Origin of the sequence: Xanthomarina arctica, from assembly GCF_014638915.1 — a bacterium.
Taxonomy (GTDB): domain Bacteria; phylum Bacteroidota; class Bacteroidia; order Flavobacteriales; family Flavobacteriaceae; genus Xanthomarina; species Xanthomarina arctica.
In genome coordinates this window covers 266599-280307 of the sequence record NZ_BMFQ01000001.1, presented here as the reverse complement: position 1 = coordinate 280307, position 13709 = coordinate 266599, and the positions used below count along the sequence as shown (strand labels likewise).

Annotated in this window: 8 protein-coding genes and 1 tRNA gene; 6 read left to right on the top strand and 3 right to left on the bottom strand. The window is 31.9% G+C overall.

Going from position 1 to position 13709, the window contains the following annotated elements:
- Positions 1–2 precede the first annotated feature (2 nt).
- From IEV77_RS01225 to IEV77_RS01215, 3 genes are all read left to right on the top strand, one after another.
- Positions 3–1409 carry an aldehyde dehydrogenase family protein gene (locus tag IEV77_RS01225; protein WP_188461065.1) on the top strand — a complete coding sequence of 469 codons (1407 nt, stop codon included), beginning with the start codon at positions 3–5 and terminating at the stop codon, positions 1407–1409.
- A 103-nt stretch (positions 1410–1512) separates the two neighbouring features.
- Complete coding sequence (locus tag IEV77_RS01220) at positions 1513–2742, top strand: metallophosphoesterase (RefSeq protein ID WP_188461064.1); 1230 nt, start codon at positions 1513–1515, stop codon at positions 2740–2742.
- Positions 2743–2890: 148 nt separating this feature from the next.
- Positions 2891–3187 (top strand): thioredoxin family protein, encoded by a 297-nt coding sequence (locus IEV77_RS01215; RefSeq protein WP_148455135.1) that lies wholly within the window; start codon positions 2891–2893, stop codon positions 3185–3187.
- Here IEV77_RS01215 and IEV77_RS01210 read toward each other — a convergent pair.
- Positions 3168–3866, bottom strand: a complete 699-nt coding sequence (locus IEV77_RS01210; RefSeq protein WP_188461062.1) for a polysaccharide deacetylase family protein — start codon at positions 3864–3866, stop codon at positions 3168–3170. The genes IEV77_RS01215 and IEV77_RS01210 overlap by 20 nt on opposite strands.
- Positions 3867–3869: 3 nt before the next feature.
- Entirely contained in the window at positions 3870–7184 is a 3315-nt protein-coding gene (locus tag IEV77_RS01205; RefSeq protein ID WP_188461060.1) for a glycosyltransferase family 117 protein, read from the bottom strand.
- 152 nt (positions 7185–7336) lie between these two features.
- Between IEV77_RS01205 and IEV77_RS01200 the strand changes: the two genes are divergently transcribed.
- Positions 7337–7409, top strand: a tRNA-Gln gene (locus tag IEV77_RS01200).
- Positions 7410–7592: 183 nt separating this feature from the next.
- Here IEV77_RS01200 and IEV77_RS01195 read toward each other — a convergent pair.
- The gene (locus IEV77_RS01195; protein ID WP_188461058.1) at positions 7593–8417 is read right to left on the bottom strand and encodes a universal stress protein; all 825 of its coding nucleotides are present in this window, start codon (positions 8415–8417) and stop codon (positions 7593–7595) included.
- Between the two features lie 122 nt (positions 8418–8539).
- On the opposite strand from IEV77_RS01195, the gene IEV77_RS01190 reads away from it, so the two are divergent.
- Both IEV77_RS01190 and IEV77_RS01185 read left to right on the top strand, forming a co-directional pair.
- On the top strand, positions 8540–10954 hold the full coding sequence (locus IEV77_RS01190) for a TonB-dependent receptor (RefSeq protein WP_188461056.1): 2415 nt from the start codon (positions 8540–8542) through the stop codon (positions 10952–10954).
- A 246-nt stretch (positions 10955–11200) separates the two neighbouring features.
- Entirely contained in the window at positions 11201–13639 is a 2439-nt protein-coding gene (locus IEV77_RS01185; RefSeq protein WP_188461054.1) for a hypothetical protein, read from the top strand.
- Positions 13640–13709 lie beyond the last annotated feature (70 nt).

Genomic DNA, 13709 nt, shown 5'->3' with positions numbered 1-13709 from the left:
AAATGATTGATAATAATACATATTCTAATTTATTTAACAAGCAAAAAGCCAATCAGTTTCAAATTGGAAATACGTCTTATAAACAACGGATTGCAAAATTAAATAGCTTAAAAAAAGCACTTGAAGTAACCTATAAACAGGAAATTCGGGAAGCTATTTTTAAAGACTTTAAAAAGCCACAACTTGAAACGGATCTAACGGAACTTTACCCGGTAATTGATGAAATTAACTTTGTAAAGCAAAATCTAAAATCTTGGTTAAAGAACCAACAAGTAGATACGCCATTGGCTCTGTTAGGCGCTAGTTCGTATATTGTTAATGAGCCTAAAGGTGTGTGTTTGATTATTTCTCCATGGAATTATCCAATCAATCTAACCTTTGGTCCTTTGGTTTCTGCTATTGCGGCAGGTAATACGGTTATCTTAAAGCCTTCGGAAATGACACCTCATACATCTAAAGTCATGGCTAAAATAGTGTCTGAACTTTTTGATGAAAATGAAATTGCTTTAGTTGAAGGTGAAGTGGAAGTGTCTCAGGAGTTATTGAAGTTACCGTTTAATCATATTTTCTTTACTGGTTCGCCAGCAGTTGGAAAAATAGTTATGAAAGCGGCTTCACAGCATTTAACGTCTGTAACCCTAGAGTTAGGGGGTAAATCGCCTTCAATAATTGATGATTCTGCACATCTTGAAAAAGCGGTTAAGAAAATTGTTTATGGAAAATTTACCAATGCAGGACAAACCTGTATTGCACCAGATTATGTGCTTCTTCATGAGTCTCTTAAAGCAGATTTTATAACCTGTTTTAAAAACGAAGTAAGTTCATTTTATTCTGAAAATCCAGAAGAATCTAATTCTTATAGTCGCATAGTTAACAACAAACATTTTGAAAGATTAAAAGGTGGCTTGGAAGACGCCAAGTCTAAAGGAAGTACTGTTGAGTTTGGTGGAAGCTTTAATGCATCAGATGGTTATATACAACCAACTTTAGTAAGTAATTTAACGGAGGATGCAACCTTGATGCAGGAAGAGATTTTTGGCCCTATTTTACCTATAAAAACCTATAAATCCATTGAAGAGGCTATAACTTATATCAATTCAAAAGAAAAGCCTTTGGCTCTTTATATTTTTAGTAAAAAGAAAAAAGCCATTGATTATATAATTCAAAATACAAGAGCAGGAAGTACGTGCGTAAATCATAATTTATTACAATTTTTAAATCATAATTTACCTTTTGGAGGTTCTAATAATAGTGGTATTGGAAAGTCTCATGGTTATTTTGGGTTTTTAGAATTTGCTAATCAGCGATCGGTTTTAAAACAGCACACCATTGGAGCGGTAGATTTATTAACGCCTCCTTATACTAATTGGAAACAAAAAATAGTTGATTTAACCATTAAATGGTTTTAAAAATCACTTACTTCAAGTTGAGGCATATCTTAACAGATGGTTAAAGTTTTTTGTAAATCAATGGGAATGAAACTATTCAATTACCTTTGTTTAAATTTTGAATATGTTACGCTCCATTCTTTTGGCAATTGCCTATATTTTTTTGGTGGTTTACGGTTACCAAGCCATAAAAACCCTCACTAAAAATAAATGGGTATATCTCATTTTTATTGGTCTTGCTTTATTAGTTGCAGGTAATTTTATATTTGAATTTACCTTGGCTTCTAATAGTCGCGTGCTCTCTCAACCTAAAAGTTGGGCCTTTGGATTTTTACTAACTTTTTTGTCTTTTACTTTGATAATTTCACTCATTTTATTAAGTGAGGATATTGTTAGATTTATAGCTGGCTTGTACCATAAATTTATATCTTCTAAAAGAAATTACCACGTGCCTTCTAGACGAAGGTTTGTTAGTCAGATTGCTTTAGGTTTGGCCGCTATTCCTTTTTCTTCTTTATTATATGGTATGTATAAGGGAAAATATGATTTTCGAGTTCTAAAATACACCTTGCATTTTGACGATTTACCCCAAGCCTTCGACGGCTACAAGATTACACAACTTAGTGACATACATTCTGGAAGTTTCGATGATAGAGAGAAAGTTGAATATGCCGTTGCTTTAGCTAACGAACAAAAATCTGATGTGATTCTTTTTACTGGCGATTTGGTCAATAACAAATCCTCAGAAATGTTGCCTTGGAAAGATGTTTTTAATAAACTGAAAGCGACTGATGGTGTTTTTTCCATCCTTGGTAACCATGATTACGGCGATTATGTGGAGTGGGATACAAAGGAAGAAAAACAGGCAAACCTCGAGGAATTAAAACAAATCCAGAAAGATATTGGATTCGATTTGTTGCTAAATGAAAGTCGTTTTATAGAAAAAAATGGTGAGCGTTTGGCTTTAGTTGGTGTTGAGAACTGGGGAAGAGGTGTTTTTAAAAAGGCAGGAGATTTAAAAAAGGCTGCTGAAAACATCGATAAAGACGACTTTAAAATTTTAATGAGTCATGATCCGTCTCATTGGGAAGATGTGGTTATTGGCGACGATTATAAATACCAATTAACCTTAAGTGGTCATACTCATGGTATGCAGTTTGGAATAGAAATTCCAGGTTGGATAAAATGGAGTCCTATAGAATGGCGTTATAAATATTGGGCTGGAATTTATAAAGAAATGGGCCAGTATATTAATGTAAATAGAGGGTTTGGATACTTAGGTTATCCCGGTAGAGTGGGGATTTGGCCAGAAATTACCGTGATAGAGTTAAAAAAATCTAAAGATTTGGCATAATTAGAGACTGAGGTTGTTTTCTAACTTTAAAAATGCTTATTTTTATATTAAAGATTAGCTGAAATGTACTATTTATAAGGCATATATTCAATATATGAAAAAAATACGTAGGTTTGTATATAATCATTTGACTTAAATCATAAAAAGTATGTCAAAATTTGGGGAACTTATAGATGTAGATATTCCTGTATTACTTGATTTTTTTACTGAATGGAATGATCAGTCTACTGCCATGCATCCTGTCTTAAGGGATGTTGCTGCCGCTTTAGGAGATAAGGCAAAAGTTATAAAAATTGATGTAGATAAAAATAAGGAACTGGCAGAAGCTCTTAGAGTAAAAGGCCTACCAACATTAATTATCTATAAAAATGGCGAAATGAAATGGCGCCATAGTGGCGAACAGGATGCCAATACCTTAATTGGTATTATCCAAGAATTTGTGTAGTCGCTAAAACTTCTGGATTTAAAGATTTAAACGTATATCCCTTCTTGCTAAAATAGTCAAGCACTTTTGGTAGTGCATACTGCATGTTTTCTGAAGCTTTCTCACTATCATGAAAAACAACGATGCTTCCATTTTTAGCATTCCTAATAACATTTTTTAAAGACTTTTCTTTTGTTGTATTGGAACTCCAATCTATGGCAAGTACACTCCACATAATTATTTTGTAGCCCAATTTCAATAATTCTCTGCCTTGTTTTTTTGTTATTTGTCCATAAGGCGGACGGTAAAGAGTATTGATTGTTGGTTGTTGGTTGTTGAGCGTTGATTGTTGAAGTTGGGAATTTATTATTTCTTGAGCTTGCTTAACATTTTCTAAATAATCTTGAGTTTTGGTTTTTCTTCCATTGGGATGATTGAATGAGTGATTTCCAATAGAATGTCCTTGGTCTAATGTATTCTGAAATATTTCAGGATTTTTCTGCACATTCTCTCCTATACAAAAAAACGTAGCTTTGGCTCCATATTGTTTTAGAACATCTAACGTCCATGGGGTTATTTTGGGGGTAGGACCGTCATCAAAAGTTAAAAACATGACCTTTTCCTCTGTCGAAATATGCCATAGGTATTTAGGGAATATTTTTTTTATGAACAGAGGAAGTCTGGCTGGAATAAATTCCATGTTTTAGTTATTTAGATCCAATAAAATACTATCCAATTCTTTTTCCTGATTTAAATCCGGGTTTTGTTGAGGTATTGAATCTTCCTCATCACCTTGATAAAAATGACTAAATAAGTTTAAATAGTTGGTAAATATTTTAGATTCATCTCTATAAAAGTCTTTGTCATAGCGTTGCAGCACATTTAAGATCCCTTTATATCTTTCAATATCTGTAAGAATATCTTCAATTAATTTATATTGACTGTCCACATCCAATTTACTGAAATAGGTAAGGCTTTCTTGATATTTCTTCGAGACATCTTTGTAGAGTTTCTGAGCTTTATCTTTAGAATCCACCTCATAATAAATGCCAATATAAGGCTCTAATAAGGTATAATAACCAAATTGTTCCACAGGCATATTATCCATGGCTATATCTGCTATTTCTTCAGCTTTAATTAGTTTTTCTTCATTGATTAATTGTTCGCTTAAACGTGCTAAATTCCCTCTGTAGGTAATAGAGTTTTTACGAGTTTCTATATCGTGGTAAATGTCTGGATCTCCACTATTACCCCAATCCCATTTAGAAACTTTATCATACATTAAATCGCTGTCGACGCGTCCCATATCAAACGGATTAGCTCTGTCCACAGGTGTTTTAATTGGTACCAATTTATAGCACATCCCATCTAGTTGCAAGTAATCTTTCATCCAGATATAATCTTCGTTGCCAAAAGCTCCGCCAGTAAAATAGATTGGACGTTTCCAGTCGTTATTAGCTACAATGTCTAACATTAATAATCTGTTTTTAAAAATGGCATTATCGGTGATTTTTACATCTAAATAATCCACCATTTCATCGGCATCTTTCTCCTTAACAATGCCGTATTTTAAAGCATTTTCTTTGTTAACCGGAACTCTAATGTTCTCAACAGGAAAATAGTTTGATTTGATATATTGCGCTGGATAAAAACTAGGGTCTTCACCTTGTTGCTCTAAAAAATATTTGAATTTAGTTCTTTCATTATCGCTAGAAATAAAATCCATAAAATCTTTTATAGCCATAGTGTCCTTGGAGATTATTCGTTTCATTATATAATCTCTAGTACCAGATCGATATTGCTTATGCGTTAATTGCGAAGGAATTGGCTCACTCTCATATGCTTTGCGTTTCATTTGATCTATATACCAATCTGTTTGAAATAAACTGGTATTCACAACACGAACATCTGTTCTGTAGCCTTCAATTTCTTGTGCATACCATAATGCGAAAGTATCATTATCTCCAATAGAGAAAAGAATCCCATTTTCAGCACAGGAATCTAAATACATTTTAGCCATGGCTCTAGCCGTATATTTATCTGATCTGTCATGGTCATCCCAATTGTTAGCTATTAAAATACATGGAACTAAAGCGAAACAGACTAAAGTAACTCCTGGAGCTAAAAATTTAGAGACTGAATACTTGCTTAATTTTTCGAATATTGAATAGACACCAAAACCTATCCAAATAGCAAATACGTAGAAGGAGCCAACCACGGAGTAATCTCTTTCTCTAGGTTCAAATGGCCTCACATTGGTATAAAATTGAATGGCTAAACCTGTAAACAAGAAAAACACCAACATGGTCCAGAATAGTTTTTTGTCTTTTTTAAATAAGAAAAACAAGCCTATAAGCCCTAAAATAAATGGTAAAAAATAGTAGGTGTTTCTAGCTTTGTTGTTTTTAACATCGCTAGGTAAGTTGTCTTGAGAAAAACCTAAATGCCATTCGTCAATTGGGTTAATGCCGCTTAACCAATTTCCATGGTTATCATACCTTCCTTGAATATCATCTTGTCTTCCAACAAAATTCCAGAAAAAATATCTCCAATACATATATCCTAATTGGAACTCTAGCATATAAGCTATGTTGCTGCCTAAAGATGGCTTATCAACATTAACGTACTGTCCAAATTGTTTTAAAAATGCATGATAGTCTTCATAGTCAACCATGCCTTGGGCTAAATTATTTTTAAATTCTGAAACGGCAGAACGCAATTCATTTTGCATCTGGTATTCAGGTTTTAAATTAAAATCCAAATATCCAGAAAAAAGCATGTAGTTTTCAGCATTTTCTTGGCTCCACATACGAGGTAAAATGGCGGCATGCTCGTGATTGTAATTTTGTTTTGCGTTTTTCCAGTCGTTTATAATAACATATTTTCCTGTCTCGTAATCTTTTTCATAATTAGGTTTATCGTCAACGTATGGTTCGTTTTCATCAAGTCCTGAATATTGATCGGTAAACAAAGGGCCATAAAACAAGTGTGTTTCAGGGTATTGTTCTAAATTATAATAAGCTAAAAGTTCTCTAGCATCTGAAGGGTCATTTTCGTTAATTACCACATTGGCATTGGCACGAATAGGCAACATCAACCAAGAAGAAAATCCTATAAAAATAAATAACAAACATAAAATTCCAGTATTCAAATGTTTGTAATTTTTGTCTCTAGTATATTTTATTCCAAAATAGAAAGCGGCTATTAAAAGAATACCAGCTATTACGGTTCCTGAGTTAAAAGGAAGTCCAATTGAGTTTACAGAAAAGATTTCGAAAGCACTAAATAACTTTAAGGCATTTGGCAATAGCATTTTAAAAATGAACAGTAAAATGGCTACAGAAACCACATTGGCAACTAAAAAGTTTTTTACTGTTACCGTTTTATAATTTTTAAAATAATAAATCAACCCGATAGCCGGAATGGTTAAAAGTCCCATAAAGTGAACTCCAAACGAAAGTCCGATAATGAAAGCAATAAGAATTAGCCATTTGTTTCCACGTGGCTTTTCCATATCCTCTTCCCAACGTAATCCTAAATAAAACAACACAGACATAATTAGGGTTGCCATGGCGTAAACTTCAGTTTCAACGGCATTGAACCAAAAAGAATCCGTAAAAGCAAAGGCTAAACTTCCAACAAATGCAGAACCAAGGACAGCTATTTTTTTAGATAGTGTAAACTCACCATTAAGTTTTACTATTTTTTTAAGTAGTAAGGAGATGGTCCAAAACATAAATAAAATAGTAAAGGCACTTGCAACAGCACTCATAAGATTCATGACCAATCCTATCTGACTTGGCTCCAAAGCAAACATTGAAAAGAAGGCTCCAAACATTTGAAATAGTGGAGCTCCTGGTGGGTGACCAACCTGTAATTTAGAGGATGTCAATATATACTCGCCGGCATCCCAGAAACTTACCGTTGGTTCAACCGTTAGGCTGTAAGTGATAAGTGCAATTAAAAATGAAAACCAACCAAGAATGGAATTCCATTTTTTATAAGTGAATTGTGTCATGTAAGTCTGTCTTATTTGATGTGCGAATTTAATAATAATTATGAAACCTTTAAGGTTTTTAAGGAAACGTTAAGTTTAAAAAAATATTTTCTTTCAAAAATGTTTGCACATATGAAACTTTATTCTAAATTTGCACTCTCAAATTGAGATATTGGCCCATGGTGTAACTGGCAACACGTCTGTTTTTGGTGCAGAAGAGTCTAGGTTCGAGCCCTAGTGGGCCAACAAAATTAATCCCGATCATTTATTTGATTGGGATTTTTTTGTTTCAGGAGTTGTATGTGTCTAAAAATCTGCCTGTTGAAAGGTTAGATTAAATGGATCCTCTTCGAAGTTACCCACATAATGTTAAACAATAGAGCCTCTCAAAAATTAATTGAAAGGCTTTTTTTGTGTTTTATCAATTTATTATATTTTAAAAGTAATGACAGGTCTTTTGGCATGATTTACTAAATCTTCACTAATACTTCCGTTTAAAAAATGCGAAATACCTTGTCTGCCATGTGTGCTAATGCCAATTAAATCGGCATTGATGCTATGAGAGAAGTTTAAAATACCTTGTTCTACATTTTCATCATTATAAATATTAATGCTATAATTATTATAATTGTAACCATTAATAAAATCTAAAATTCTAGAATTTGCTTTTGCTGTAGTTGTAAAATTATTAGCGGTATTGACCATTAATAGATGTAATTTGGCATTAAAAGCTAGGGCTAATTCAGAAGCCTGCCTGTAAGTTTCCTTGTTATCATTTTTGAAATCTGAAGCAAAAACTATATTATTAATATCAAATGTCTCATGTTCATTTTTAATTACGAGAACGGGAACCTCAGAAGTTCTAACTACTTTTTCGGTATTAGAGCCTATAAACATTTCCTTAAATCCAGAAGCTCCATGAGACCCCATGACTATTAAGTCGACATTATTTTCTTTGGCCGTATCTGCAATTCCAGAAAAAGATTGATTAAAATCTACCGTTTCATAAACAGTAATACCTTCTAAATATTTTTTTGATAGGACATCCTTAAATTTTTGGCGAGCCAATTTCATAAAAAACATGGCCTCTGGAAGTTCGCTATGTTGGCTAAGAGCGTCAAGTTGTGTAAATGGAAGCTCTAATAAATGTGTTAAATAAATCTCACTTCCATATTTTTTTGCCAATTGAGCGGCTACTTTTAAGGCGTTTTCAGCTTCTTCGGAAAAATCTGTTGGTACAAGAATTTTTTTCATGGGTGAGATTTAAGTAGTTAAAAATGGTTTTCTTAAAAATATGAAAAAATAACGATATTTTGATGTTCTAATTGGGAATTATTTAAATATTTAAGCGTTTTTTGTGAATAATTTAAATTCTCATGAAATATCTTTATCTCACAGTAATATGTTTTATATGCTCGACTGGTTTTGCGCAAGAAGAATTGATTAAAGAAGCTACAACCTTTCTAGAATCAAATAAGGTTTTTAAAAACTATCAAAAAGAGAAGTTCTTCCTTCACACTAATAAAACTACTTATTTTTCTGGGGAACATATAAATTACAAAGCATATATAGTGGACGATTATTCAGACGAGCCTAGCGATATCACGACCAATCTTCATTTTAGTATGTATGATTACAATGGGGATTTAGTAAGTCATCAATTGGTTTTTGTTGAAAGTGGCACTGTAAACGGGAGTCTTAAATTAGAGAAGGATTTAAAATCTGGAACTTATTTTTTAGTGATAGATACATACTATAACACAAGTTTTAATAAAAAAAACATTAGCGAAATTCAAGTAGTAAATTTATTAGATAAAAAAACCATTGCTACAGACGAAATTGAATTAGTAGACCATATTCCGGTGGAAGAACGTAAAGGTCTTCAAGTAGCCTTTTTTCCAGAAAGTGATGTGTTACTTTCTAAAGTGAATAATACGTTATACTATAAAATTTCTCTAGACGGATTACCAATAGATACTAAAGGAGAATTGATAAAATCGGGCGAAGGTGACGTTGTTGGCGAGTTCGTTTCAGGTAAAGATGGAATGGGATTTATTAATTTTAATTATGATTTGGATGGAGAATATTATTTTAAAATACGTCATAATCAAGAAACTTATAAAATTAATGTTCCAATAGCTCAAAAAGAAGGTTTTGTAATTCATCACGATTCAAAAAAATCAAATTCAAAAGAAGCAAGCTTTACTGTTAAAATAAATAAAGACACAGCTGTTAAAAATGATAATGACATTGTTTTAGCTGTCATTCATAGAAATAATTCCTGCAGGGCTGTCATTCCTTTTAAAATTAATAAATACCTTAATAATTATCTGCTAAACATAAAATCTGAAAATCTATTTAATGGAATAAATGTTATCAGCTTGTTCAATAAGAAAAATGAAGTTTTATCAAGCAGGTACTTCTTTTATGATAAAAACAAAAATATTGAATTAAAAATTGACAAGTTTAAGGAGACTAAAGATTCCTTAACCCTCGACTTAAAAATGCCTAATAATTTTATAAAAGCAAACACTAGTGTGTCTATTTTGCCAGAGCAGAATGTTGTAAATACTAATTCGAAAACAATTTATACGGCATTTTTAATTTCGCCATATGTTTCTATTGACAACAAATTAAAAGATATCGATTTAGCTCTGCAAATTGCAAGTCCCAAAAGTGATATTTCTAACATTAATAAAAATGTGCAAATAAGAGATTTAGAAAACGGAATTTCAATTTCTGGAGAAGTGCTAGCCGATTTCCCAATTACAACGGCTTATAAAGTGTTGTTAACATCTAAAGAGAACGGTGTGGCACTTATAGAAAATGTAAAAAGTAAAAACAAATTTTCATTTAACAATTTATTAATATATCATCCCTCAAAGTATGATTTAGCCTTATTAAACCCTACAGGAAAGGTGGTTGATGCTGAATTTAAAGTGGAGGAAAAGCATGTTCAATATCCTTTGGATTCCATAATAGAATTAAAGCACACTCCAACAAAGAATGTTATAAAGAGCTTAGAGAAAGAGGCTAACAACGAGTTTGATTTTGTGTATGAAGGAGAAAAATTAAATGAAATTGTGTTGTCCGGAAAAACAAGGAAAGAAGAAAAGGTAAATGAATACCCAGACTTTGGAATTATCGATGAGCCTGGAGCATTGGGCAATGGTTTTACCCGTGAAATAATAAAAAAAGAAATAGAATGCATGGGATGTACTCTTTTTGAATATCTGGATCAATTTTGGAACCTTAGAACATCAATAGACGCATTAGGAGATGCTCACGTAACTTTTACAACGAGAGGAACTAATACGTTTTTCGGGAGTGCTGCTGCCTTGCTAATTGTTAACGGTTTGCCTGTGAATAGTTCTATTCTTACGGATCTTTGGGCAAACGATGTAAAATCTGTGAAGCTTAATAGGGCTGGAGCAGGTTATGGTTTAAGGGGGTCAAATGGCGTAATATTGGTCGAATTAAAAAAGCCTGAGGATTATTTAAATTCTGAAACAAATAACATCCAGGAAACAAAAATATTTTCAAGTAGCACCACCTTTGGGTTTACAAAATCTGGGGATATGTTTAAATCTGATAACTTAATTTTTAATAGTCAAGAAACCTTAGAAAAATATAGCACTATAGACTGGATACCTAATTTTATTTTAAAACCAAATAGCTCCAACTTTATAACAATACCAAAAGAAAGTTATACGGCTATCAAGCTTATAATTAATGGAATAAATGAGCTAGGTGACATTGTTTCTGAAGAAGTTAGTGTGACATTTAATTAACATTGTTTGTTAATTCCATAGTTTTCAATATAATTAATTTCGAAGTTTTTACGGTTACTTTTAATATTTGGAATAATAGCATCTGTTAGTCTTAGGAGCTTCGTGAGCAATCAAATTGAAGTCTTTTTCTTTCGTAATTTTTGTTATTCGTTAAAAACAGAAAAAAATCAACTATATTTAAGGTTCTAACAATATGAATTTATTCTGCATACAGAAGAACATTGATATTGAAAATCTGAAAACGATATGAAATATTTCTTCTCTTTAACTTTAATTTTTATTTGCTCTTTTGGTTTCTCACAAAATGAATTAGTAAAGGAAGCCACAACCTTTTTAGAGTCTAACCAGGTTTTTAAAAACGATCCAAAAGAGAAATTCTTTTTGCATACTAATAAAACAACTTATTTTTCAGGAGAATACATTCATTATAAGGCATATATTGTAAATGATGACACAAATTTACCAAGTAATAGTACTACCAATTTACATTTTAGTATTTATGACAGTCATGGGGAATTAATTGATCATTACTTGTTTTTTGTGCAAAATGGCCTAGTCAATGGAAGTATTAAATTAGATGAAGGTTTAGAATCTGGGACTTATTATATCATGTTGGATACAAATTATAATGCAAGTTTTAAGAAAAAAAATATCAGCGAAATTCAAGTGGTAAATTTATTAGATAAAAAAGTAGAGATGGCAAATGAGAACGATCTAATAGAAGAACAGATTGTGCAGGTAAAGGACCTACAAGTTGCCTTTTTTCCTGAAAGTAACATGTTGCTATCTAGAGCCAATAATACACTATACTATAAAATCTCTCTAAACGGATTGCCGTTAGAAACTAAAGGTGAATTAATAAAAACATTTACAGGAGAAATTGTTGAAGAGTTCACATCTAATGCCGACGGTTTAGGGTCTGTTAATTTTGATTATTATCCGGATAGAGAATATTATTTTAAAATATTGTATGATAAAAAAGGGTATAAAATAAACGTTCCATTGGCTCAAAAAGAAGGATTTGTGATTCATCATGATCCAAACAGTTCAAATTCAAAAGAAACCAGCTTTACTGTTAGAATCAATAATGACACGGCTATTAAAAATAATAACGAAACTATTTTGGCTGTCATACACAGAAATGACATTTGTAGGTCTGTACTTCCTTTTAAAATTAATAAAAACATCAATAACTATTTGCTAAATATAAAACCAGAAAGTTTGTTTGATGGGGTAAATATTATAACACTGTTCAATAAGAAAAATGAAGCCCTTTCTAGTAGGTATTTTTTTTATGATAAAAAAAGAGAAATTGAGTTGAGTATTAATAAAACTATGGAAACAAAAGATTCTCTGACCATAGATTTAAAAATGCCTAATAGTTATATAGTAGCAAATACAAGCGTCTCTATTTTGCCAGGACAAAATGTTATAAACAACAATTCGAATTCAATATATAATGCCTTTTTAATTGCGCCTTATGTCTCGAAAATAAATAGCTTAGAGAATCTCGATCTTAATTTGCAAATGCAAAGTCCCAAAAATAATATTTTAAAGGTTAAAGATAGTGTCAAGTTAAGAAATCCTGAAAATGGTATTTCTATAACTGGCGAAGTGCTAACGGATCTCACTAGTCTTTATGGTTACAAAATTTTATTAACCTCCAAAGAAAATAACATATCGATATTTGGAAAGATAGAAAAGAACAATACTTTTTCTTTCAACAATTTATTGTTGTATCATCCATCAAAGTTTAACATAGCATTATTAAGTCCTAGAGGAAATGTGGTTGAGGCAGAATTCAAAGTACAGAAACAAAAGCTAGATTACCCTATAGATTCTTTACTTGTAATTAAACAAAACACATTTAAACAGTACGAAACGGAACCAAATAAAGGTGGAAATAATGAAAATGAATACAGTTTAGTTTCCTCAGAGGAACAATTAGACGAGGTCCTATTGTCTGGAAAAAAAAGAAGGGAAGTAGAAGTAGACGACTTCCCTGACTTTGGAATTATCAATAGTCCTGCAGAATTAGGTGCGGGTTTTACAAGAAGAAAAGTAAAAGATGAAATTAATTGTCAAGGTTGCACACTTTTTGAATATTTAGACCAGTTTTCTGAACTGAAGACATTAAGGAGCGAACCGGGTTTAACGCAATCAAGCGGATACCATATTTATTTTAAAAGTAGAGGAATAAACACTGCTTTTGGTTCTATTGAGGCCTTGTTGATTATTGATGGAATACCGTCCAATCCGTCTATATTAGGAGATATTATGGCAGAAGATGTAAAATCTGTGAAGCTTAACAGAGCTGGTGCAGGCTATGGTATTAGAGGGTCAAATGGTGTTGTGTTAGTTGAGTTAAAGGGGGTTGAAGATTATTTAGATTCGGATACAAATAACGCTAGCGTAGCAGACGTAAAAATATTCTCTAGTGAAACCACCTTTGGGTTTACAAAAACTGAAGATTTGTTTAGCGAAAGCAACTTAATTTTTAATAGTCAAAATTCATTAGAAAAATATAGCGCTATAGAATGGATCCCAAATTTTATTTTAAAACCAAATAGTTCTAACTATATAACCATTCCAAAAGAAAGCTATACAGCTTTAAAGCTTATAATCAATGGTATAAATGAGCAAGGAGATTTGGTGTCTGAAGAGGTTAATTTGACATTTAATTAGTAAAGTACTTACTAACATTGTATTTCAATATAAATTTTGTATATTTGCACCGTTGTAAGAATTACGAGAT